The 22,445-nt window shown below is 71.3% G+C and carries 19 protein-coding genes, 1 tRNA gene and 1 riboswitch; of the genes, 4 read left to right on the top strand and 16 right to left on the bottom strand.

Annotation, left to right across the window (positions count from 1 at the left end; translation table 11 throughout):
* Window positions 1–164: 164 nt before the first annotated feature.
* Window positions 165–572, top strand: a complete 408-nt coding sequence (locus OG448_RS18390; RefSeq protein ID WP_393607231.1) for a helix-turn-helix domain-containing protein — start codon at window positions 165–167, stop codon at window positions 570–572.
* Window positions 573–743: 171 nt separating this feature from the next.
* The gene (locus OG448_RS18385) at window positions 744–1,004 is read left to right on the top strand and encodes a hypothetical protein (RefSeq protein ID WP_391298847.1); all 261 of its coding nucleotides are present in this window, start codon (window positions 744–746) and stop codon (window positions 1,002–1,004) included.
* A gap of 38 nt (window positions 1,005–1,042) precedes the next feature.
* On the opposite strand, the gene OG448_RS18380 is transcribed toward OG448_RS18385, so the two are convergent.
* Window positions 1,043–1,126 (bottom strand) — tRNA-Leu (locus OG448_RS18380).
* 389 nt (window positions 1,127–1,515) lie between these two features.
* Here OG448_RS18380 and OG448_RS18375 point away from each other — a divergent pair.
* Window positions 1,516–2,286, top strand: coding sequence for an ABC transporter ATP-binding protein (locus tag OG448_RS18375; RefSeq protein ID WP_405555161.1), 771 nt, complete (start codon window positions 1,516–1,518; stop codon window positions 2,284–2,286).
* On the top strand, window positions 2,286–4,814 hold the full coding sequence (locus OG448_RS18370; RefSeq protein WP_405555159.1) for an ABC transporter permease: 2,529 nt from the start codon (window positions 2,286–2,288) through the stop codon (window positions 4,812–4,814). Before OG448_RS18375 ends, OG448_RS18370 begins: the two co-directional genes overlap by 1 nt.
* 59 nt (window positions 4,815–4,873) lie before the next feature.
* Here the strand turns inward: OG448_RS18370 and OG448_RS18365 are convergent, their stop codons facing one another.
* The 15 genes from OG448_RS18365 to OG448_RS18295 form a co-directional block, all read right to left on the bottom strand.
* The gene (locus OG448_RS18365; protein ID WP_405555157.1) at window positions 4,874–6,178 is read right to left on the bottom strand and encodes a class I SAM-dependent methyltransferase; all 1,305 of its coding nucleotides are present in this window, start codon (window positions 6,176–6,178) and stop codon (window positions 4,874–4,876) included.
* Window positions 6,179–6,371: 193 nt separating this feature from the next.
* Complete coding sequence (locus OG448_RS18360; RefSeq protein ID WP_078858577.1) at window positions 6,372–7,754, bottom strand: NAD(P)/FAD-dependent oxidoreductase; 1,383 nt, start codon at window positions 7,752–7,754, stop codon at window positions 6,372–6,374.
* 475 nt (window positions 7,755–8,229) lie between these two features.
* Window positions 8,230–9,171 carry an exopolyphosphatase gene (locus OG448_RS18355; protein WP_405555155.1) on the bottom strand — a complete coding sequence of 314 codons (942 nt, stop codon included), beginning with the start codon at window positions 9,169–9,171 and terminating at the stop codon, window positions 8,230–8,232.
* Window positions 9,168–9,728 (bottom strand): DUF501 domain-containing protein, encoded by a 561-nt coding sequence (locus OG448_RS18350; protein ID WP_405555153.1) that lies wholly within the window; start codon window positions 9,726–9,728, stop codon window positions 9,168–9,170. Before OG448_RS18350 ends, OG448_RS18355 begins: the two co-directional genes overlap by 4 nt.
* A gap of 46 nt (window positions 9,729–9,774) precedes the next feature.
* Window positions 9,775–10,251: a septum formation initiator family protein gene (locus OG448_RS18345; protein WP_405555151.1), complete on the bottom strand. Its 477-nt coding sequence runs from the start codon at window positions 10,249–10,251 to the stop codon at window positions 9,775–9,777.
* A gap of 169 nt (window positions 10,252–10,420) precedes the next feature.
* Entirely contained in the window at window positions 10,421–11,710 is a 1,290-nt protein-coding gene (gene eno / locus OG448_RS18340; RefSeq protein ID WP_030814218.1) for a phosphopyruvate hydratase, read from the bottom strand.
* 325 nt (window positions 11,711–12,035) lie between these two features.
* Window positions 12,036–12,740, bottom strand: coding sequence for a transglycosylase family protein (locus OG448_RS18335; RefSeq protein WP_405555150.1), 705 nt, complete (start codon window positions 12,738–12,740; stop codon window positions 12,036–12,038).
* A gap of 4 nt (window positions 12,741–12,744) precedes the next feature.
* A riboswitch (cyclic di-AMP (ydaO/yuaA leader) is annotated at window positions 12,745–12,923 on the bottom strand.
* A 194-nt stretch (window positions 12,924–13,117) separates the two neighbouring features.
* Window positions 13,118–14,146: a transglycosylase family protein gene (locus tag OG448_RS18330; protein ID WP_405555148.1), complete on the bottom strand. Its 1,029-nt coding sequence runs from the start codon at window positions 14,144–14,146 to the stop codon at window positions 13,118–13,120.
* Window positions 14,147–14,269: 123 nt separating this feature from the next.
* Entirely contained in the window at window positions 14,270–15,613 is a 1,344-nt protein-coding gene (locus OG448_RS18325; RefSeq protein ID WP_405555146.1) for a cytochrome P450, read from the bottom strand.
* A gap of 117 nt (window positions 15,614–15,730) precedes the next feature.
* A complete protein-coding gene (locus tag OG448_RS18320; protein WP_405555145.1) occupies window positions 15,731–16,726 on the bottom strand; it encodes a nucleoside triphosphate pyrophosphohydrolase in 996 nt (331 codons plus the stop codon).
* A gap of 150 nt (window positions 16,727–16,876) precedes the next feature.
* Window positions 16,877–17,515, bottom strand: coding sequence for a SurA N-terminal domain-containing protein (locus OG448_RS18315; RefSeq protein WP_405555143.1), 639 nt, complete (start codon window positions 17,513–17,515; stop codon window positions 16,877–16,879).
* A gap of 151 nt (window positions 17,516–17,666) precedes the next feature.
* Window positions 17,667–18,287 carry a hypothetical protein gene (locus tag OG448_RS18310; protein ID WP_405555141.1) on the bottom strand — a complete coding sequence of 207 codons (621 nt, stop codon included), beginning with the start codon at window positions 18,285–18,287 and terminating at the stop codon, window positions 17,667–17,669.
* 172 nt (window positions 18,288–18,459) lie between these two features.
* Window positions 18,460–20,226 (bottom strand): insulinase family protein, encoded by a 1,767-nt coding sequence (locus OG448_RS18305; RefSeq protein WP_405555139.1) that lies wholly within the window; start codon window positions 20,224–20,226, stop codon window positions 18,460–18,462.
* Window positions 20,223–21,206, bottom strand: a complete 984-nt coding sequence (locus OG448_RS18300) for a hypothetical protein (RefSeq protein WP_405555138.1) — start codon at window positions 21,204–21,206, stop codon at window positions 20,223–20,225. Before OG448_RS18300 ends, OG448_RS18305 begins: the two co-directional genes overlap by 4 nt.
* A gap of 40 nt (window positions 21,207–21,246) precedes the next feature.
* Entirely contained in the window at window positions 21,247–22,365 is a 1,119-nt protein-coding gene (locus OG448_RS18295) for a hypothetical protein (RefSeq protein WP_405555136.1), read from the bottom strand.
* Between the last annotated feature and the right edge of the window lie 80 nt (window positions 22,366–22,445).

Genomic DNA, 22,445 nt, shown 5'->3' with positions numbered 1-22,445 from the left:
CGGACGTGCTGTCCAACGAGATTGGACACTAGGCCCTCGCGGCGGCTGCCCGCAACCCTTTTGGGTAATCACTCTTTCGGCCGTTCAGCTACTCGCCCGTAGACTCCCTCCCGACAGGGACGTGCGGCCGAGCGGCGAGCAGGACGAGCAGGAAGTGACCAACGGTGGCCAACGCACTGCAGCAGTTGATCCGCGAACGCCTGGACCGTGAAGGCTGGTCCTACGGCGAAGTGGCACGTCGCGGCGGCGTCCCCCGCTCCACCGTCCACCATCTGGCCACCACCGAGCGCGTGGTGCGCATGCCCCAGGCCGGCACTCTGGAGGGCCTGGCCAAGGGGCTCGAACTCCCGCTGGACACCGTCCGCCGGGCGGCCGCCGAGGCGTGCGGCATCCACGTGTACGGCAACCCGGCCGGGGCGGACGACACCCCGGCCGCGCCCCGCTCCGGTGACCCCGAGGTGGACCTGCTCATCGCCAGCGTGCAGCGGCTGTCGTCCGACGACCGCCGGCATGTCACCGCCCTGGTGGAGTCCCTGCTCGGCCGCGCGGCGAAGCCGGACCAGCGGGACTGACCCGCGCACCGGGGCGCGTCGCGGGGTGTCCGGCCGGCGCCCTCACCCGGCCGCGCTTCCGTCAACTCGGAAAAAGAAAGCAAGTCCACCCGAACGGGCCGAGATCCCCCGCTAGTCTCTCGTCCTGCCCGAGGAGCGAGAGCCGCACGACCACGGGCCCTTGGGGGGAACGTGTTGTTGGTGCATGGCGGCCCGGCCACCGCGGTGGTCCGGGGCCCGGACGGCGAGTCCGTCGTCCTCCTGTCCGGCGAACTCCCCGAGGTCCTCACCGACCAGGCCGTCCACGAACTGCTCGACCTCGCCGCGGCCATCCTGGACACCGGCGAACTGGCCCTCTTCCGCACCTGCCTGGACGCCCTGCGCCGCAACGGCATGCGAGCGGGCCGCAGCATCGAGGTCGACGGCGCGGTACTGACGGTGTACGAGGGCTGAGCGAACGGCTTCGGCCGGTCCGTCACGACAAGAGAATGTGCCCGGAGCCGGACTCGAACCGGCACGCCCGCGAAGGGGCAGCGAGGTTTAAGCTCGCCGTGTCTGCATTCCACCATCCGGGCAGGCCGTGGGCTCCGCATTCGAGATCCAGAGCCTATCGGGAGGGCTCACTCGGACAGCGGAAAGAACGGACCGACGTTGTCTTATTTTATTGATGTCTGAGGGTGCATCAGACCACGGAACGAGCCATCCGCACTTGCCAACAGCCTGCCGGGACACCCGCGCACCCGTACGCGGAATGACGGAATTTCACCTACCGAACAAGGGCGGTCCCCCTGTTCCTGGTGGTACGTCCCCTCAGGGTCGGCCGTCCTCCCCAGGTATGACACGGAGCGGCGCCGTCCGACCGGAGTCGCGGTAGGGAACGGGAACAGCGGCTGACCGGGCGGGCTCCGGGAACGGGGATCATGGGAACAGACCCCCGAGACCCGTCCGACAGGAGCCCCACCCCGTGACCACCACACCCACCACCGGCAGGACCACCGCCGTGGCCGCGCGCGCCGCGGAGCTGTCGAAGATCTACGGGCAGGGTGAGACCCGAGTGGTCGCCCTGGACCGGGTCTCCGTCGAGTTCCGCCAGGCCGAGTTCACCGCGATCATGGGCCCGTCCGGCTCCGGCAAGTCCACGCTGATGCACTGTGTGGCCGGGCTGGACTCCTTCTCCTCCGGCTCGGTGCGCATCGGCGAGACCGAGCTGGGCTCGCTGAAGGACAAGCAGCTCACGCGGCTGCGCCGGGACAAGATCGGCTTCATCTTCCAGGCGTTCAACCTGCTCCCGACGCTGACCGCGCTGGAGAACATCACGCTGCCGATGGACATCGCGGGCCGCAAGCCCGACAAGGAGTGGCTGGACCGGGTGATCGGGATGGTGGGACTGTCCGACCGGCTCTCGCACCGCCCCTCCCAGCTCTCCGGCGGCCAGCAGCAGCGCGTCGCCGTGGCCCGCGCGCTGGCCTCCAAGCCGGAGATCATCTTCGGTGACGAGCCGACCGGAAACCTCGACTCCCGCTCCGGCGCCGAGGTGCTGGGCTTCCTGCGCAACTCGGTGCGCGAACTGGGCCAGACGGTGGTCATGGTGACCCACGACCCGGTCGCCGCCGCCTACGCGGACCGGGTGGTCTTCCTCGCGGACGGCCGGATCGTGGACGAGGTCCAGGACCCGACGGCCGACTCGGTCCTCGACCTGATGAAGCGCTTCGACGCGAAGGGCCGTACGAGCTGATGTTCCGCACCGCGCTGCGCAACGTCCTCGCGCACAAGGCCCGGCTGATGATGACGGTGCTCGCCGTCATGCTCGGCGTCGCCTTCGTGTCCGGGACGCTGGTCTTCACCAACACCCTCTCCCGCGCCTTCGAGAACAGCTCCGCCCAGGGCTTCGACGGCGTCGACGTGGCCGTACGGGCCAAGCACCATGCGGCGAGCGGCGACCGGGTCGGCTCCACCCCGGACCTGACCCCGGCGCTGCTCGCCAAGGCCGAGAAGGTGCCCGGCGCCGCCTCCGCCACCGGTGTGGTCAGCGGCTTCACCGCGCTGGCCGACAAGCACGGCAAGCTGGTCGGCGACGGCTGGCAGTCCATGGGCGGCAACTACTGGGGCACCAAGGACCCCCGGTACCGGCTCGTCTCCGGCCACGCCCCGCGCGGCAAGGGCGAGCTGCTGATCGACTCCGAGACCGCCCGCCGCACCGGCTACGCCGTCGGTGACACCGTCCGCCTCTCGGTCGACGGCCCGGTCCTCACCCCGCGCGTCGCCGGCATCTTCACCACGGACGACGGCAACGTGGCCGCGGGCGGCAGCCTCACCCTCTTCGACACGCCCACCGCGCAGGCCCTGCTCGGCAAGAAGGGCACGTACGACGAGATCGACGTGACCGCCGCCCCCGGCACCAGCCAGAGCGCCCTCAAGGCCGCGCTGGACAAGGCGCTCCCGGCCGGCCAGATCAGCACCACCACCGGGGAGAAGCTCGCCGCCGACCAGGCGGAGCAGATCTCCGCGTCGATGAGCGGTCTGCGCCAGGCGCTGCTGGTGTTCGCGGGCATCGCCCTGTTCGTCGGCACGTTCATCATCGCCAACACCTTCACCATGCTGGTCGCCCAGCGCACCAAGGAACTCGCCCTGCTGCGCGCGGTCGGCGCCTCGCGCGGCCAGGTCACCCGCTCGGTGCTCACCGAGGCGCTCGCGGTCGGCACGGTCGCGGGCGTCGCCGGTCTGGCCGCCGGTGTCGGCATCGGCGCCGGACTGCGCGCCCTGCTGAACTCCTTCGGCGCGAGCATGCCGGACGGCCCGCTCGTGGTCACGCCGGGCACGGTCGTCGCCGCGCTCGCCGTCGGCATCGTCATCACCGTGCTCGCCGCCTGGCTGCCCGGCCGCCGGGCCGCGAAGATCCCGCCGGTCGCGGCGATGAGCAGCGTGCACGCGACCGCCACCACCCGCTCCCTGGTGGTGCGCAACACCATCGGCACGCTGTTCGCGGCGGCCGGCGCGGCCGTGGTGTTCGCGGCCACCACGATGAACACCGACAAGGGCCAGGGCGCGATGGGCCTCGGCGCGGTGCTGCTGATCATCGGTGTGTTCGTGCTGACCCCGCTGCTGTCCCGCCCGCTGATCGCGGCGGCCGCCCCGCTGCTGCGTCTGTTCGGCGTCTCGGGCCGCCTGGCCCGGCAGAACGCGGTGCGCAACCCGCGCCGTACGGCGGCCACCGCGTCCGCGCTGATGATCGGCCTGACCCTGATCACCGGCATGACGGTGATGGCCGGCAGCCTCCAGAAGTCGATCGACAAGATGGCCGCGGCCTCGATCCGCGCGGACTACGTCGTCTCGATGGCCAACCACACCCCGCTCTCCCCGGAGGTGGCCACCAAGCTGGCCGCCACCGAAGGGGTCGCCGCGTCCAGCCCGCTGCGCAACGGCGCCTCCCGCATCGGCGGTGAGACCGAGTTCCTGACCGGTGTCACCGGTTCGGCGATCGGCGAGCTGACCGACCTGAAGGTGAAGCAGGGCACGTTCGACGTGTCCGGCACCCGGATCGTGGTGGACGCCGACCGGGCCGAGGAGCAGGGCTGGAAGGCCGGTTCGAAGCTCACCGCGCACTTCGAGGACGGCAAGAAGGCCACGCTGACCGTCGCCGGGGTGTACGAGGGCAACGAGATGATCCGGGGCATCATGATCGACGACAAGGTGCTCACCCCGCACCTGCGCGCCCCGGCCGACATGCAGGTCCTGGTCCGCACGGCGGACGGCGCCTCGGACGCGACCAAGGACCGGCTGGCCAAGGCCCTCGGCTCCAACCCGGCCATCCAGGTGCAGGACAAGCAGGACATCACCGACGGCATCGCCAAGATCTTCACGCTGATGCTGAACCTGGTCTACGGCCTGCTCGGCATGGCCGTGGTGGTCGCGGTGCTCGGTGTCATCAACACGCTGGCCATGTCGGTGTTCGAGCGCTCCCAGGAGATCGGGATGCTGCGCGCGATCGGCCTGGAGCGCGGGTCGGTGAAGCGGATGGTCCGCCTGGAGTCCCTGGTGATCTCGCTGTTCGGCGGGGTGCTGGGCATCGGGCTCGGCGTGTTCTTCGGCTGGGCGGCCGGTGAGCTGCTGGGCACGAAGATGGCGACGTACGAGCTGGTCCTGCCCTGGTCCCGGCTGGTGTTGTTCCTGCTGCTGGCGGCCCTGGTGGGCGTGCTGGCGGCGCTGTGGCCGGCCCGGCGCGCGGCCCGGCTGAACGTGCTCGGCGCGATCAAGGCCGAGTAGCGCTCGGGCGCAGTCGTGGGGCCCCGTTCCGGGATCGGAACGGGGCCCCACTTGCGTGGTCAGGCGTTCCAGGTGCGGGTGCGGGCCGGGAGGCCCGAGGTGCCGGTCTCCGGAGTACGGACGGCGAGGACCTGGTTGACGCCGATCTGGTTGCGCTCGAAGGCCAGCGCGGAGGCGGCCATGTACAGCCGCCAGACGCGGGCGCGGCCGAACCCGGCGAGCCGTGTGGCGCGGGCCCAGTCGCCCTCCAGGTTGGTGACCCAGGCGCGCAGGGTGCGGGCGTAGTGCTCGCGCAGCGACTCCACGTCCCGCACCTCGAACCCGGCGCGCTCCAGCATGGTGACGGTGGTGCCCAGGGGGGCGAGTTCGCCGTCGGGGAAGACGTAGGAGTCGATGAACGCGTCCACCTCGTACGCCGTCTCGTCCTGCTGCGGGCGGCGGGCGATCTGGTGGTTGAGGAGGCGTCCGCCGGGCTTCAGCAGGCCGAACAGGTCACGGGCGTAGTCCAGGTAGCGTTCGGCGCCGACGTGTTCGGCCATGCCGATGGAGGAGATCGCGTCGTAGGGGCCGTCGCGGACGTCGCGGTAGTCCTGGACGCGGATCTCGACACGGTCGGTGAGACCCTCGTCGGCGACGCGCTTGCGGGCGAAGGCGGCCTGCTCCTGGGAGAGGGTGATGCCGACGACGCTCACGCCGTGCTCGCGGGCGGCGTGGACGGCCATCGAGCCCCAGCCGCAGCCCACGTCCAGCAGCCGCTGACCGGGCTTCAGGCCCAGTTTCCGGCAGACCAGTTCGAGCTTGTCGCGCTGGGCGCTCTCCAGGGAGGCACCTGTTTCCGGGGCCTCCCAGTAGGCGCAGGAGTACACCATGGACGGGCCGAGGACGAGTGCGTAGAAGTCGTTGCCCACGTCGTAGTGGTGGCTGATGGCGCGCTTGTCGGTGCGGCGGGTGTGCAGGTGGCGTCGTCGGTGGACCTCCTCGCGCGGCGGGGCGGGCGGCAGCGGCGGCCCGACGAGCCGGATCAGGTCGCGGACGGCCGCTCGCGCGGCGGGGTCGCGCACCGTGTCGGCGAGGGAGCGGCCACCGCCCTCGTCGTGGTGCTCCCAGAGCAGGCCGGCCATGGCGCCGAGGGCGGTGTACAGATCACCCTCGATGTCCAGGTCCCCGGCCACCCAGGCGCGGGCCATGCCCAGTTCGCCCGGCTTGAACAGCATGCGGCGCAGGGCGCGCCGGTTGCGTACGACGATCACGGGAGCCCCCGGCGGCCCGGCCTGGGAGCCGTCCCAGGCACGTACCCGCACCGGGAGGGGCGCTCCCAGCAGTTGTTCGGCAACACTCACCAAGCGCGACGCGGCGTCGGCCATGACGCACACCTCCAAGACGACGATCCCGGATGTCCGTTACCACGTAAACACCACGCCGTACCCGGCACAGTCCCGCATTGGGGTTACGACAGGGCAAAACAGGGGGCGCGGAGGGGAACGCCGAAGGACCTCCCGCACCACGGATGGCGGAAGGTCCTTCGGGTCGAGCAGGGTGAGGGGAACTGACCGGAGGTCAGCTCGCCTTGGCCTTCTCCTCGGTCTTCGGCGCGGCGGCGACCGGGGCGGGCTTGGCGGCCTCGTAGAACTCCTCGCGCGGGTGCTCCATGGCACCGAGGGCGACGACCTCGCGCTTGAGGAACATGCCGAGGGTCCAGTCCGCGAAGACGCGGATCTTGCGGTTGAAGGTCGGCATGGCCAGACCGTGGTAACCGCGGTGCATGTACCAGGCGAGACGGCCCTTGAGCTTGATCTTCATCTTGCCCATGACGATCATCGCCACGCCCTTGTGCAGGCCGAGACCCGCGACGGCACCCTTGTTGGCGTGCTCGTAGTCCTTCTGCGGGAAGCCCCGCATGCCGGAGACCACGTTGTCGCCGAGCACCTTGGCCTGGCGCAGCGCGTGCTGGGCGTTCGGCGGGCACCAGGCGTTCTCGTTGCCCGCCTTGCGGCCGACGAGGTCGGGGACCTGGGCGTTGTCACCGGCGGCCCAGATGTAGTCGGTGCCGGTGACCTGGAGGGTCGGCTGGCAGTCGACGTGGCCACGCGGGCCGAGGGGCAGACCGAAGCGCGTGAGGGCCGGGTTGGGCTTGACGCCCGCGGTCCAGACGATCGTGTCGGAGTCGACCTCGAGGCCGTTCTTCAGCACGACGTGGCCGTCGACGCAGGAGTCCATCGAGGTGGAGAGGTAGATCTCCACACCGCGGCTCTCCAGGTGCTCCTTGCCGTACTGGCCGAGCTTGGGGCCGACCTCGGGGAGGATCTTGTCGGCGGCGTCGACCAGGACGAAGCGCATGTCCTCGCGGGACACGTTCTTGTAGTACTTGGCGGCGTCGCGGGCCATGTCCTCGACCTCGCCGATGGTCTCCGCGCCCGCGAAGCCACCGCCGATGAAGACGAAGGTGAGCGCCTTGCGGCGGATCTCCTCGTCGGTCGTGGAGTCGGCCTTGTCGAGCTGCTCCAGGACGTGGTTGCGCAGGCCGATGGCCTCCTCGATGCCCTTCATACCGATGCCCTGCTCGGCGAGGCCGGGGATCGGGAAGGTGCGCGAGACCGCGCCCATGGCGATGACCAGGTAGTCGAAGGGCAGCTCGTACGCCTCGCCCACGAGGGGGGCGATCGTGGCGACCTTGCGGTCCTGGTCGATGGTGGTGACCCGGCCGGTGAGGACCTCCGCCTTCGGCAGCACGCGTCGCAGCGGTACGACGACGTGGCGAGGGGAGATGTTGCCGGCGGCGGTTTCGGGGAGGAAGGGCTGGTAGGTCATGTACGACCGGGGGTCGACGACCGTGACGGTCGCCTCTCCGAAGCGCATCTTCTTGAGGATGCGCCGAGCTGCGTACAGGCCTACGTACCCACCGCCTACTACGAGGATCCTGGGACGCTCCGTGGTGCTCATGCCATCGAGTATCCACCCGCCCCGGGGGGGTAGCTCGTGCGCCCCTTCACAAGCTTGAGGAGGGGGTGTGTTATCCTCCGCCACTCACGTGACGCAGGTCATGTTCACGATGGGGAACCCGGAGTGACCCCGACCCGTTGTCAATGCCGCTTGAGCTGGCTTTCCGGCACCTCAGGACCCTCGCGCGACACCCTGCGCGGGTGCTCAGGACACCCCGGCGAAACCCTGTCGCAATACGGTCGTGATCATGCTCCAGGGGCGGTCCGGGCCCCGAACGGGTCAATGCGGACCCCCACATCCCCCACCGGGGCCGATTTCCTTGTGAAGAACTTCACGAAGGTTGTGGCGGGAGCCCCGCGAAGCGGCGTGTCAGCCGCCCCGCAGGGGCGCTCAAACGTCGTCCCGGCTGCTCAGCCGCACACTACTGGACGGTAACAAGCCGTGCCAGTACGGGCGTCGGAGCGGTCGGGGGCGGTCAGGCGATGGACCACGCGATGCCGTCGAGGATGTCGTGCTCGCTGACGACGACCTCCTCGGCACCGGTCCGCTCCATGATCGAGAGCAGCACGAGAGCGCCCGCGCCGATCACGTCCACCCGGCCGGGGTGCATGGAGGGGATCTCCGCCCGCTCGGCGTGCGAGGAGCTGAGCAGCCACTCGGTGATCTGGCGGACACGACCCCGCGAGATCCGGGAGTGGTGGATGCGCGCGGAGTCGTACTCCGGCAGCTCCAGCGCGATGGCGGCCACCGTGGTGACCGAGCCCGCGAGCCCGACCAGCGTGCGCGCCTCGTCCAGCGGCACGGTCTCGGCGGCCAGGTCCAGCGCGGCCGCGATGTCCGTCCTTATGGCGGCGACCTGCTCGTGCGCGGGCGGGTCGGTGACCTCGCCGTCCTGCACGAGGTGCCGCTCGGTCAGCCGCACGCAGCCGATGTCCACCGACCGCGCGGCGCCCACGTGGTCGTCCCCGACGACGAACTCGGTGGAGCCGCCGCCGATGTCCACCACCAGGTACGGCTTCTCCAGCCGGTCGTCGCCGGACAGTTCCCTGGTCGCGCCGGTGAAGGAGAACTCGGCCTCCTGGTCGCCGGTGATGACCTCCGGCTCCACGCCGAGGATGTCCACGACCCCGCGCACGAACTCGTCCCGGTTCTCCGCGTCGCGCGAGGCGGAGGTGGCGACGAACCGCACCTTGGTCGCGCCGAGTTCACGGATGACCTGGGCGTACTCCCGACAGGCGGCGAAGGTGCGCTCCAGCGCCTCGGGGGCGAGACGGCCGGTGCGGTCGACACCCTGGCCGAGCCGGACGATCGTCATCCGGCGGTCCAGGTCGGTCAGTTGACCCGTCTCGGGGTCGGCGTCGGCGACCAGCAGGCGGATGGAGTTGGTGCCGCAGTCCACGGCGGCCACACGGGTCATCGCTGCTCCTCCGCACCGGACTCGGCCGGCTCCGCCGCGCAGGCGCCGGGCACCACGCACGGGCCCTTCGCCCACCACTCGGGCAGCATGGCGATGGCCTCGTCGCCCAGCGGGTTCACACCCGGTCCGGCGGCCAGCGAGTGGGCGACCAGGACGTGCAGGCACTTCACCCGGTCGGGCATGCCGCCCGCGCTGGGGAAGCCCGCCAGCACCTCGATCTCGTCCCGGCGCCGGATGTAGTCCTCGTGCGCCGCCCGGTAGGCCGCGGCCAGCTCCGGGTCGGTCTGCAGCCGCTCGGTCATCTCCTTCATGACACCGTTGGCCTCCAGCGTGCCGATCGCCGAGGCGGCGCGCGGGCACGTCAGGTAGTACGTCGTCGGGAAGGGCGTGCCGTCGGGCAGCCGGGGCGCCGTCTCCACGACGTCCGGCTGGCCGCAGGGGCAGCGGTGGGCGATGGCCCGCAGGCCGCGCGGCGGGCGGCCGAGCTGGAGCTCGAAGGCGGCGATGTCCGCCTCGGTGGGCTCGGTGCGCGGGGTGTGGGGCGGGGGCGTTTCCATGACTGCTTCCGTAAGTGGCTTGTCGTCGGTCACCGGCGGGTGCCGGTCACTGGTCGGAGGCGTCGGACTTGTCGACGCCGTCCCAGACGTTCGCGTACCAGGGCCGGTGGGCGGCGCCCCGGTCGGTGCGGGACTGCGTGGCGGCGCCCGGGTCGATCACGACGTACCCGGTCTCACCGGGCATCACATAGTGCAGCCTGCGCCGGATCTGCTGTTCGGCGTAGGCGTCGTCCTGCCAGCGGGCCTTGACGTCCCTGAGCTGCTCGACCCGGGCGCGGGCCTGCTCCTGGCGGTTCTTCAGGTCCGCGATCTCGGCGCGCTGGGACACGTACTGCCGCATCGGGTAGGCGAGCGCCACGATCATCGAGCACAGCACCAGGGCCAGCAGGGCGGCGCGGCCGGTGAGCCGGGAGCGGCGGGCCTGCCGTTTGGTCTGGGAGCGGTAGACGCGGGCCGCCGTCTGCTCACCGAGCAGCCGCAGCCTGGTCGTGGTGGAGAAACGGTCCCGGTCCCTCGCGGCCATCTGGCTCTCCGCCTCCACTGTGCCTGTGCGTCTTCTGCTGTGCTTCTCGTGCCGTGCTCATACGCGCGTACGTCCCCGGACACGGTACGGGACCGGGTCCGGGGACGTAGGTACGACGGGCGGGGCCGACTCGCGCCGGGCCCCGCCGGGGTATCAGCCCTTGCTGTGTCTACTGGTTCGCGGAGCGAAACCGCGGGAAGGCGCTGCGGCCGGCGTAGACGGCGGCGTCGTCGAGGATCTCCTCGATGCGCAGGAGCTGGTTGTACTTGGCGACGCGCTCGGAGCGGGCCGGGGCACCGGTCTTGATCTGGCCGCAGTTGGTGGCGACGGCCAGGTCGGCGATGGTGACGTCCTCGGTCTCGCCGGAGCGGTGGGACATCATGCACTTGTAGCCGTTGCGCTGGGCCATCTCGACGGCGTCCAGGGTCTCGGTCAGCGAGCCGATCTGGTTGACCTTGACCAGCAGGGCGTTGGCGACGCCCTCCTCGATGCCGCGGGCGAGGCGCTCGGGGTTGGTGACGAACAGGTCGTCGCCGACGATCTGCACCTTGTCGCCGATGCGGTCGGTGAGGACCTTCCAGCCCGCCCAGTCGTCCTCGAACAGCGGGTCCTCGATGGAGACCAGCGGGTAGGCCGCCACCAACTCCTCGTAGTACTCCGTCATCTCGGCGGCGGAGCGCTCCTTGCCCTCGAAGAGGTACTTGCCGTCCTTGTAGAACTCGGACGCGGCGACGTCGAGCGCGAGGGCGATCTGCTCGCCGGGGGCGTAGCCGGCCTCCTTGATGGCCTCGAGGATGAGGTCGAGGGCCTCACGGTTGGAGCCGAGGTTCGGGGCGAAGCCGCCCTCGTCGCCGAGACCGGTGGCGAGGCCCTTGTTCTTCAGGACCTTCTTGAGGGTGTGGTAGACCTCGGCACCCCAGCGGACGGCCTCGGAGAAGGACTCCGCGCCGATCGGGGCGATCATGAACTCCTGGATGTCCACGTTGGAGTCGGCGTGCGAGCCGCCGTTCAGGATGTTCATCATCGGCACCGGGAGCAGGTGCGCGTTGGGGCCGCCCAGGTAGCGGAAGAGCGGCAGGTCGCTGGCCTCGGAGGCGGCGTGGGCGACGGCGAGGGAGACGCCGAGGATGGCGTTGGCGCCGAGCGAGCCCTTGTTGTCGGTGGCGTCCAGGTCGAACATGGCCTGGTCGATCAGGCGCTGCTCGGTGGCGTCGTAGCCGACCAGCTCCGGGCCGATCTGCTCGATGACGGCGAGGACGGCCTTCTCGACACCCTTGCCCTGGTAGCGGTTCGGGTCACCGTCACGCAGCTCGATGGCCTCGAAGGCACCGGTGGAGGCGCCGGACGGGACGGCGGCACGACCCGTGCTGCCGTCGTCGAGGCCGACCTCGACCTCGACCGTGGGGTTGCCTCGGGAGTCCAGGATTTCCCGGGCTACGACGACGTCGATGGACGGCACGAGCATCTCCTTCATGGATGTGACGCGATGAGTGCGGGGCGTGCGCCGGATGGCATGCCTTGCCTCTAGAGCCTAACCGTCCCGGGGGCGTCGGCAGGCGACCGACCGCCTCGTGGACGGGGTGGGACAGGGAGACCGTACCCATTGTTCCCGTCCGGAACAAAGGGTTCTGGGCAAAGGTTCCGGGCGGGCGGGGCAGGCCGGGCGCGGAACGCGCACCGCCCCGGCACGCGGGGGGAGCGCGCACCGGGGCGGGGGGTCCGTCAGGGGGACCGGCAGCTCGGGGGCCGGACGGTTCGGGGGCCGGCCGCCGAGCGGGTCGCGGTTACTTCAGGTGCAGCATCTGGCCGGGGAAGATGAAGTCGGCCTTCTCGACGATGTTCTTGTTCAGGTCGAACAGCTTCTTCCAGCCGCCCTCGACCTTGTGCTTCGCGGCGATGGAGCTGAGCGTGTCGCCCTTGACCACCTTGTACTCGCCATCGCCCTTCTTGACCTTGTCACCGGTCGGCGTGGTGACGGTCTTGCTCGCCTCCGGACGCTCGGTGGAGCGGGAGGCGGCCTGGTCGTCGGAGGTGCGGTCAGCGGTGTCGGCCTTGTCCTCGGTCTTGGTGTCCGTGGAGGGGGCCGGGCTCGCCGGGGCGGCGGAACCGCTGTACGGCGTGCCGGACAGGCCCGTGCCGCAGACCGGCCAGGCGCCCTTGCCCTGGGCGGAGAGCACCTTCTCCGCGACGGTGATCTGCTGTTCCTTGCTCGCCTTGTCGGCGGTGGCGGCGTACTGCGTGCCGCCGTACGCGGCCCAGGTGGAGGCGGAGAACTGGAGCCCGCCGTAGTACCCGTTGCCGGTGTTGATGGACCAGTTGCCGCCCGACTCGCACTGGGCGACGGCGTCCCACTCGGAACCGGTGGCGGCGGAGGCGCTGCCCGACGCCATCACCGGGCCCGCGACGGCCGCGCCGGCGACACCGGCGAGCGCGAGGACACGGACGGTCTTGGACGGGCGACGGTGCTTGCCCTTGCTGGAAAGCAGCATGGATCGATCCCCTCACCGACGCCTGCGAGGTGAGCTGTCGGGTTCGGGCCGGTTGAGTTGCCCGGCCACCCCTCCCTGGTACTTCGGGAAGGCGTGGCTCCACCCCAAGCCCGTCCCGGCGTCAGCCACCGGTTCGGGCACCTACCTTGGGTCCCCCGCTCCTGCCTACGGCGCTTGACGCGACGGTTACCCCCGACGGCCGCTGGCAGGATTCGGCGTTGCGGCCACGGGTGCTCGTGGTGACGAGCGGTCCCGACCGTAGACATGCGCCGCGACGAATTTCAAAGACGATCACGGCTTCTGAGAGCCATCCCACACTTTCGCCAAATGGGACATATAAGAGGATAGCGGGGCGTCAAATTCCGCCATCCGGCGCCCTATTCGCCCGGTACTTTCAGGGTCTGGCCCGGGTCGACATGGTTCGGGTTCGCGCCGATGGCCTGCTTGTTCGCGGAGTAGAGGGCCTCCCACCCGCCGTCCACGTCAAGGGAGTCGGCGATGGAGCCGAGCGTGTCACCGTCACGGACGGTGTAGGCGGCCGGGGAGGCGGTGGCGTGGCGGCCCGTGCCGGCCGTGTGCTGACCTTCCGTCACGCCCTCGTCGCCGCTGCCGCCGCGGTGACGGCCACCGCCGCCGAGGTCACCGGTGTCGACGAGGCTCCAGGAGCCGCCGTCCTCCCACGACTCGTCGTCCTCCACCGCGGGGGCACCGGAGGGCGAACCGCCGCCCTTGTACCCCCGGTCGGCGGCCGGGGGCGCGGACGCGTCGGAGCGGGAGGCGCCGGCGTCCTTCTTGGAGTCGCCGGAGGTGTCCTTCTCGCTCGCACTCGGAGCCGGCTTGCCGGTCTCCTTGGCGGAGGAGTCGGACGAGTCGGACGACGGGGAGGAATTGTCCAGTCCGGACGAGCCGGAACCTTCGGACGAAGCGCCCGCGTCGGGCGCCTCGCTCGACTTGCCGGCGCCCTTGTCCGAGCCGTTCTGGTCCGCGGACGGGGACTCGCTCACGCCCGTGTCGACGTCCACCGAGCCGGAGTTGGAGGTCAGTCCGGCGAGCAGGGCGCAGGTGGCCCAGTGGGTGGTGCCCTGGTCGGCCAGGATCTTCTCGGCCACCGAGATCTGCTGCGAACGGCTGGCCTGGTCGGCGCTGGCCGCGTACTGCGTGCCGCCGTACTTGTCCCAGTCGTCCTGGGATATCTGGAGGCCGCCGTAGTAGCCGTTGCCGGTGTCGGCGCTCCAGGAGCCGCCGCTCTCGCACTCGGCGACCTTGTCCCAGGTGGTTCCGTCGGCCGCGTTGGCGCTCGCCGCCCCGAGGAGCGGGATGGCGATGGCGGACGTGGTCACGCCGGCCGCGACGAGGAGCGCCGGAGCCTGGCGGGGGCGACGGTGCCTACCGTTCCCGGAGAGCATGCGGTTGCCTTTCGTGCGACAGCGGTACGGCGTGGCGAGTGGTGCTCGGCGCCACACTGATGGGTGAACGTAGCGTCAGACGATCGCTTGTCACAAGTTCATGCCGCAGAGATCACGTGAAGATCACATAGTTGAACGTCCGTCAGGTGTGCTTTCACGACTGGGACCGACTGGTGTGAACTCCACCGGCAGTGTGCGCAGTCCACGCATGATCAGCCCGCCGCGCCAGCGGAGTTCGGCCGGATCGGCCGCGAGGCCGAGATCCGGCAGTCGGGTGAGCAGGGTGGCCAGCGCGGTCTGTCCCTCCAGCCGGGCGAGCGGGGCGCCCAGGCAGTAGTGGATGCCGTGTCCGTAGCCCAGGTGCTGGTTGTCACGGCGGCCGAGGTCCAGCAGGTCCGGGTCGGCGAACCGCTCCGGGTCGCGGTCGGCCGCCGCGAGGACCACCAGCACCGGGTCCCCGGCCGCGATGTCCTGGCCGCCGACGGTGAGCGGCTCGGTGGCATAACGCCAGGTCGCCAGCTCGACCGGGCCGTCGTAACGCAGCAGTTCCTCCACCCCGGTCTGGAGCAGGCCCCTCTCACCGGCGGCCAGCGAGAGCTGGAGCCGACGGCGCTCCTCGGGGTGGGTGAGCAGCGCGTAGGTGCCGTTACCGATGAGGTTGACGGTGGTCTCGAAGCCCGCGAAGAGCAGGATGAAGGCCATGGCGGCGGCCTCGTTCTCGGTGAGGTGCTCGCCGTGGTCGGAGGCCCGGATGAGCGCCGAGATGAGGTCCTCGCCGGGCACGGGCTCGGCGGGGAGCGCCTGGCGCTTGCGGTGGATGAGGTCCGCGAGATAGCCCCGCATCTTCTTCACCGAACGCGCCACCCCGCCCCTCGGCCCGCCGCCGTGCCGGATCATCATGCCCGCCCAGTCCCGGAAGTCGTCCTGGTCCTCGCGCGGGACGCCGAGCAGGTCGCAGATGGCGTAGATGGGGAGCGGGAAGGCGAACTCGTGGATGAGGTCGGCCGAACCCTTCTCGGCGAACCGGTCGATGAGGTCGTCCGTCAGCTCCTGCACCCGGTCCGCGAACTCGGCGACCCGGCGCGGGGTGAACGCCTTGCTGACCAGCCGGCGCAGCCGGGTGTGGTCCGGCGGGTCGATGTTCAGCAGGTGGGTCATCAGGTCGGCCTTGCGCTCACCGGGGATACCGGTCTTCCCTTTGGCGTGCGCGGTCTCGGCGTGGTGCGCCGGGTTCTTGCTGAGCCGCTGGTCGGCCAGGGCCTGCTTGGCGTCGGCGTACCGGGTGACCAGCCACGCGTCCACCCCGCTGGGCAGCTTGGTCCAGCGCACGGGAGCGTGCTCCCGGAGCCAGGCGTAGGCGGGGTAGGGGTCGGCGGCGAACTCCCAGGTGAAGAGGTCCGGGGCGGTGTCCTCGGCGGGGGCTCCGGGGGTGGGGTCGTCAGGGGTGGGGCGGTGCGGCTGGGTCACTCCCCGACGGTATCCGGCGGGCCGGGGTGTGGGCGGGTCGGCTCCTTTCTCCTGGGTCTGCTGGGGGTGCTCCGTGCCGGCGGGGAGCCCGCGCCGGCGTGGGCCCGCCGGCCTGGGCTACTCGGTGTCGTGGTCCGGGGCGGGTACGCCCTCGGCGGTGCGTATCGCGTCCCGGTAGGTGCGGGCGGCCGCTCTCAGGGCCGCTTCCGGGTCGACGCCCGCCTGCTCGGCGCGGGCGGCCAGGTCCAGCAGTTCGTATCCGATGCCGTCGCCCTGGGGCAGGGGCACGTCCAGGCCGGCGGTGCGGACGCGGGAGGCCAGCTTGGCGGCGAGCGCGAGGCCGGGCTGACCGAGGGGGACGCCCTCGGTGACGGAGCTGCGCTGCTTCTCCTCGGCCTTGGTGCGCAGCCAGTGCGCCTTGACGTCCTCGGGGGTCTCGGCCTCCTCCTCGCCGAAGACGTGCGGGTGACGGTGGATCAGCTTGGTGACGATGCCCCCGGCGACGTCGTCGATGGAGAAGGGGGCGTCCGCGTCCTCCTCGGCGATGCGGGAGTGGAAGACGACCTGGAGCAGCACGTCGCCCAGTTCCTCCCGCAGCTCCTCGCGGTCGCCCGCCTCGATGGCCTCGACGAGTTCGTACGCCTCCTCGATGCCGTACTTGGCCAGGCCCTCGTGGGTCTGGCGGGAGGACCAGGGGCACTCGGCGCGGATGCGGTCCATGACCTGGACGAGGTCGAGGAGGCGCGCGCCGGGCAGGTCGTAGGAGGCGGGGAGCAGCTCCAGTTCGGGCATCTGCACCCGGCCGGACCCGGCGAGCCGGGCGAGGCCGTCGGTGAGGGCGGGCTCCCCCTCACCGGTGGCGACGACGACCACCGTGCGGTCGCCCGCGCAGGCGTCGACCAGTTCCTCGGCGGTGGGGGACGCCTCCGTCACCGCTATCCCGGCCTCGCGCAGATACGGCACCTGCGGATGGGCGCCGTCCGCGCACAGCACGGCGTCGGCGGAGCGCAGCACCTGCCAGGCGGGCCAGGACAGCAGGCCGGGGGCGACGCGGTGGCTGGTGGTGAGCAGGACGATGCGGCCAGGGGCGGACTCGGAGCTGATTGCGTTCACGATCCGAACGTAACCCAGGACGCGGAATGACGGGCCGGGTTGTCCACAGGGGTGGAGGAGTCCTGTGATCGTATGACCGACACGCGGCGCGGGGCCGGGAACCAGCAGGTCACCCGCCCCGCACCGGGCGTATCGCGGCCTCGCGCCCGCTCAGGCGCTCTGTGTCGCCGAGGCGTCCCGCAGCCAGGGCGTACGGGCGTCGACCCGGCTGCTCTTGGCCACGTCCCAGGCGCCGTAGCGGGGGTTCACGTCGATGTGGAGTTCCTTGGACGCCTTGGAGAGGGCGTCCCAGAACGGGGGCTGGCTGGTGTCGGTGCCGAGCTTGGCGGCGAGCTTCTGCGCCTCGATCTGGAGGCCGAGGTTGTCGTCGAGGCGCCCGGGGGCGATGCCGTACTTCTGGAGCCAGGCCGACCGGAGCTGCGTGATGCCGCCCGCCTGCTTCTCCAGGTCGGCGCGCATCCGCTGGATCTCCTTGCGGGTGACCGCGACGCCCTGGTCGCGCGCGGCGCGGTGCAGCACCTGGTCCAGGACCATGTTGTGCAGGGTGTCGCGGGTGAGACTGCCGGTGGAGGCCAGGACCTGCTGGTACTGGGTCTGGTCGGACGCCTCCGCCCGCTGCGCCGCCCGCACCTCGTTCACCCGGCCCTCCAACTGCGACACGGTGATCCGCTGCCCGCCGACGACGGCCGCGGCGCCCGGATGCGCGTCGTTTCCGCAGGCGGTCAGGAGCGGGGCCGCGGCGGCGATCGCGGCGGTGAGGACTAGCGCGGTGCGACGGCGGCGGAGCAAGGGGAACCTCCTGAGGAGATTGTGCGACGGTGCACAAAGTCTTGCGGTGATCGATGTTAGGCAGCCGTACTGCTCCGGCCAACCCATTGGACCAACGATTCACCACGAGTTCGGGCACCGCCGCCGGTGTTTCCCGCCTCGCGTGGTCCCGCTAGCTCCTCGCCTCGATCGCCCGCTCGACGGCGCCCGCCACGTCGGCCCGCAGGCCGTCGCCGGTGTGGAGGAGGGACACGTTGCCCCCGGAGTGGCCGCCGCCGACCAGCACGAAGCCGGTCTTGCCGTACTTCGGGGCCGCTTCCGCCGCGACGGAGACCTCGGGCCCGCCGACCGCCACGACGACCTCGCAGGAACCCTGGAGCATGCCGTTGAGGTAGGGGCGCGCGTTGCCGGCGCTCTGCTCCCCCATCACCTGCTGGTAGCTGACCCGCGCATGCGTCTTGAGAGAGGCGTCCTGCATGCCCTGCCAGACGGTCGCGGCGGGCGTGCCGGCCATGATGCCGTCCTTGCCGGTGAGCAGGCAGGCGTCGATCTCGGTGTAGTGCCGCGCGCGGGTGTCCGGGATGGGCGGCCGGTCGTCACCGCCGGACAGGAACGCCCACACCACGACGACCGCGGCGACGACGGCCAGGGCCCCCGCGGCGATCGCGATCGTGCGCCTGCTGAGGGAGCGCAGCCAGGCGACGACGGCGCGGCCGAAGCGGGCGCCCCCCGCCTCCTGCTGCCGCGTCACCGGCGGACGCGACTGCGTCACCTGTCGGACCTGCTTGGCCACGAACTACCTGCTCTCCTGCTCGGCACGGGTTCTACGGCTGCTGACACGTATCCACGATGCCGAAACCGGTTGGCACCGTAGCCGACGGCCGTCCGACGCCCAGGAAAGAGGTCGCCATGAAAATCACAAGAGTCACTTAAGCAACAGCAAAACCCGCGCTGCGGAGCCGTATTCACCTCCGGTTGGTGCGCCGCAGAATCCGTACGGCCGGCCACGCCAGCAGCGCGGTGACCCCCCAGAGGAACCCCGACATGGCGAGCCACTCGCCGACGCTGGTCTCCGGATCGTCCGCGCCGAAGACCGTGAGCATGAGGGCGAGCAGGCCGAAGCAGCCGCCGAGGACCCCGAGGAGAACGATGCCCACCGTCTGGCCCCCGGTGCGCCGGGGCCGGTCGGCCGGGGCGGTGCCGGTGGCGGGAGGGGCCGCCGTGGGGCGGGCGGACGTGGTGGTGCCGGACGCCGGTGCCCTGTCCAGGCGTGGCGGATGCGGCCGGGGCGGCAGCGGCACCACCGCGTCCGGCGGTACCGCGGCGTCGATGACCGCCAGGGCGCTCGGCTCGACGCCGTACACCGCGGGCTCCACGTCGACGGTGATGCCGTCGGCGCCGATGAGGCGACGGCCGCCGTCGGGTCGGCTCAGCATGGCGGCACAGGAGCGGTAGAGGACGGTCGCCACCCGCGTCCCCTCGGGTCCGGGGGACGACCGTTCCGTGAGGCTGACGCCGTCGTCGCCCACGGTCAACTCGGCGTCGCCCACGCGTCCGGTGATGAAGCGCGGGCCGGTGACCGCACGGTCCGACGCGGTCGGGGCCGCCGTATACCCGGCCCAGTCCGCCGAGTGTCCGGAGGGCACTTGCAGGAGGGCCGTACCGGCGGCCTCCAGGGCCACCTCGTGCAGGTGGCCGGGCGTCACCGCCCACATTTCGGAGCGCAGTTCGGCGGCGTCACGCCACGGGCGCCCCGCGAGCAGGTCCTCCGCCATACCGGGCAGCCGTCGCGCCGCCGCCTCGGGCGAGGACAGTGCCGCGTCGGCGCGGCCACGCACCGCGTCCAGGTCGGCCTGGGCGATCCGCCCCGCCTGGAATCCGGCGAGCACGTCGACGAAACCGCCGAGCACCGCGTCCTGCTTGGCGGGCAGCGCGTCCGCGAACGCGGCGAGGACGGCGAATCCGTCCCGGCGGGGCGTGAGGTCGCTCGCGGTCGTGTACGAGTGACCGCCCTCCTGCCGCAGGGCGCGGGTCAGTTCGCGCTCCAGGACGCCCGAGTACAGCCACGCGGCGGTCGTGTCGGCGACGACGGCGTCCAGCAGGACCCCGCCGGTGCCGTCCGAGAAGTACGCGGGGGTGGTAGGGAGGGCCGAGGTCACCGCGGGCATCGGACGCCTGTCGCCCGCGGGCAGCTTGAGGGAGAGACCGGCAGGGATGTGCTCACCGGCGATCCAGAGCACCGCGTTGTCCGCCGTGAACCAGCTCTGCGCCCACTGCCACACGTCCCGCGCGCTCGCGTTGCGCACACCCCACTCCGGGTAGCTGACCAGCCCGTACCCCTGGGCGCCGTACCGCCACAGCGGGAGCGGAGCCGAGTCGCGGCGGGACTCCTCGGTGCGCAGGATCTCCTTCTCCGTCTCCAGCCGGTCCATGGGCAGGTCGGTCAGGGAGGCGCACACACCGGTGAGGTACGCGGCGATCTCGTGCTCGGCGCCCTCCACGTGGAAGTGGGTGAACGCGGCCTTGGTCGCGCCGTTGTAGTGGTAGTCCGCCACGCCCTGGCGGTAAAGCGCGAGGTGCTCGACGAGATGGGTGAGCCCCGCCCGGCCGAGGGTCTCGTCGGCGATCCCGACCCGGAAGACGAGCCCGGCGCGCACCGGCCCGGCGGCGTACGTGAAGAGGGTGGGTATGCCGTCGACCTCGGTGCGGTGGACGGCGGACTGCGGGTTCATCCACGGCCTCGGTTCGGCGCGGTGGCGGAGGACGTGAGCGCGAGGGCCGCGTCCCGGTGCCGTGTGTAGGCCTCGGCGGGCTCGCCGAGGTAGCTCCAGGGGAACCTCGACGCCAGGTTGCCCAGCGCGCGGAAGTGGGCGGCGGCGCGAGCGGTGTCACCGATCAGGGAGAACAGGGCCGCGAAGCAACCCGCGACGGTGACCCAGCCCGGCTCGCGCCGGAACTCCGGGTGGAGTACCGACCGCCCGGCGGCCTCGACCAGTTCCGCGTGGACGTGGGACTGCCGCAGATACGCGTGCCGCTCCTCGCCCACGTCCAGGTCCAGCCAGTGCTCGAGGTGGGCCTCCGCGACCAGCCCCGCGTTCAGGGCGCCTTGGGGGGCGGCGAGCATGCGGTCCCGGGCGAAGGAGTGGGCGGCCTCCCAGCTCCCGCTCCACTTGGGACACAGTTGCTGGAGCAGCCGGGCCTGGGCCGTGAAGTGGTGGGGATGGGACTTGGCCAGCCGGTCGTAGCGGCGGCGCGCCTCGTTCTGGCCGAGCTGAAGTCCCCGGGCGGTGTTGAGCCGCTCGGCCCACGCCGGTGCGTAGGACGGGTCGAGCGCGGTGGCGCGTATCAGCAGTTGCTCGGCCGTGCGCAGGTGCGCGTGGAAGGTGGCGAACTGCTCTCGGGTCACGCTCTCGGCCCGGGCACCCGTACGGACCTTCCAGCCGATCTGGACCTCGCGGGCGCCGAGGAGGGTCAGCGCGAACACGTCGTCGGGGGCGGCCGCCACCAGATCGCGCAGGACCCGCTCGACGCCCTCCGTCCCGGCCACCGTGCTGAAGACCTGGGACGTGTCGCTCCCCTGCGGCAGCCCGGCGAGGTACTGGCGCACCCCCGCCCAGTCCCACGCGGCCACCGCCTGCCGCAGCCAGGCGACTTCGGGGTGGGCGGACGTGATCTCGAAGTCCGGGGGCGGGAGGGGGGAGGCGAGCGACATGCGCGGATCTTAAGTGAGTGGTCCGACAACCAGGTTCGCGTCAGCGGGCGGCACGGGCCGGCGGCGCCGGGCGGCCCTCCTTGTCCCATCCGATGAAGGTGTTGGTACGGGCGTGGACGAACGTTTTGACCGGGTCGCCGGAGTAACTCCACGGCACGCTGCCGACGTAGGCGCCGACGGCCCGGAACTGCTCGACGCTCTCCGCGAACCGCTCGGTGCGGAACAGCGCGTGGGCCAACAGGTGGCGGACGGTCGGGAGGCGGTGGTGGCCGGCCGGTACCTGGTCGACCGCGTCCAGGGTGGCGTCGATGGCCGTGGTCATGAACGGCCTCTGGTAGACGGACAGGTCGTTCACCCGGAACTGGTGCTCGAACGCGGCGTACAGGCGCAGTACGGGGAGCAGGCTGCCCCGGGGCGCGGAGGCGACGGCCTCCTCCGCGAAGGTGAACATCAGCTCGTCGGAGCCGCGCCACTTGGCGCACCAGTACTGGAGGGCCGACACATGGGCGCCGAAGTGGTGCGGGTCCCGTGCCGTGATCTCGGCCCACAGTGCCCGGAAGTGGTCGTGCGACCAGCCCAGGCCCAGGGCGATGGTGATCTGGGCGACCCAGGGGGTCGGGTCGTCGGGCGCCATCCGGGCCGCCTCCTCGCACGCGGGGAGCGCCTGGGCGAGCAACTGGTGGAAGCTGCCGAACTGTTCGGCCGTGGTGTGCTTCGCGCTCTTCGCCCCGCGGGCCTCACCGGCGAATGCCACCAGCGCGTCGGCGTGGACGAGGGCGGCGGTGGGGTCGTGCGGGTACTCCCTGCGCCACTCCAGCAGCCAACGGTCGTCCTCCACGGCCGCGTGCACGAGGATGCCGAGCCGGTACCACCGCAGATCCCAGTCCCGCCCGGCCCCCGCGAGGTAATTGGCCGCAACCCGCCAGTCCCCGGCAACGGCCGCCGCGGCAACGGCATCCGCCTCCGGATCGGGCCCGGCATACCGCGCGTCAAGCTGATCCCCCGGCACGAGCCCGAACTCGGCGGGATCAATGACGACCCGCTTCACCTTGCCCCCTTGCTCGGCCCGCTGGGCCCGTGCCTTGCGGGCGTTCCGGGGGATGGTGACGGCGGCGTAACCGAGGGCGCTTACGCCGGCTATGGCTATGAAGGGGTTCATGGATGCTTCATCTCGAATTCAGCAGGGGAGCGAAGGTCAAAGCGGGAGAGCCATGGGGCGAAGAAGCCTGCTTTGCCAGC

The organism is Streptomyces sp. NBC_01171 (assembly GCF_045039805.1).
GTDB lineage: Bacteria > Actinomycetota > Actinomycetes > Streptomycetales > Streptomycetaceae > Streptomyces.
Note: the sequence above shows the minus strand (reverse complement) of the source record. Positions and strands in the feature narration are given on the sequence as shown.

Excerpts from the sequence above, each read along its gene's own strand:
- OG448_RS18365 (WP_405555157.1), bottom strand. The coding sequence starts at position 6,178 with ATGGCCGACGCCGCGTCGCGCTTGGTGAGTGTTGCCGAACAACTGCTG.
- OG448_RS18300 (WP_405555138.1), bottom strand. The coding sequence starts at position 21,206 with ATGTCGCTCGCCTCCCCCCTCCCGCCCCCGGACTTCGAGATCACGTCC.
- OG448_RS18360 (WP_078858577.1), bottom strand. The coding sequence starts at position 7,754 with ATGAGCACCACGGAGCGTCCCAGGATCCTCGTAGTAGGCGGTGGGTAC.
- OG448_RS18370 (WP_405555159.1), top strand. The coding sequence starts at position 2,286 with ATGTTCCGCACCGCGCTGCGCAACGTCCTCGCGCACAAGGCCCGGCTG.
- OG448_RS18330 (WP_405555148.1), bottom strand. The coding sequence starts at position 14,146 with ATGCTCTCCGGGAACGGTAGGCACCGTCGCCCCCGCCAGGCTCCGGCG.
- OG448_RS18355 (WP_405555155.1), bottom strand. The coding sequence starts at position 9,171 with ATGACCCGTGTGGCCGCCGTGGACTGCGGCACCAACTCCATCCGCCTG.
- OG448_RS18350 (WP_405555153.1), bottom strand. The coding sequence starts at position 9,728 with ATGGAAACGCCCCCGCCCCACACCCCGCGCACCGAGCCCACCGAGGCG.
- OG448_RS18335 (WP_405555150.1), bottom strand. The coding sequence starts at position 12,740 with ATGCTGCTTTCCAGCAAGGGCAAGCACCGTCGCCCGTCCAAGACCGTC.
- OG448_RS18295 (WP_405555136.1), bottom strand. The coding sequence starts at position 22,365 with ATGAACCCCTTCATAGCCATAGCCGGCGTAAGCGCCCTCGGTTACGCC.
- OG448_RS18345 (WP_405555151.1), bottom strand. The coding sequence starts at position 10,251 with ATGGCCGCGAGGGACCGGGACCGTTTCTCCACCACGACCAGGCTGCGG.
- OG448_RS18305 (WP_405555139.1), bottom strand. The coding sequence starts at position 20,226 with ATGAACCCGCAGTCCGCCGTCCACCGCACCGAGGTCGACGGCATACCC.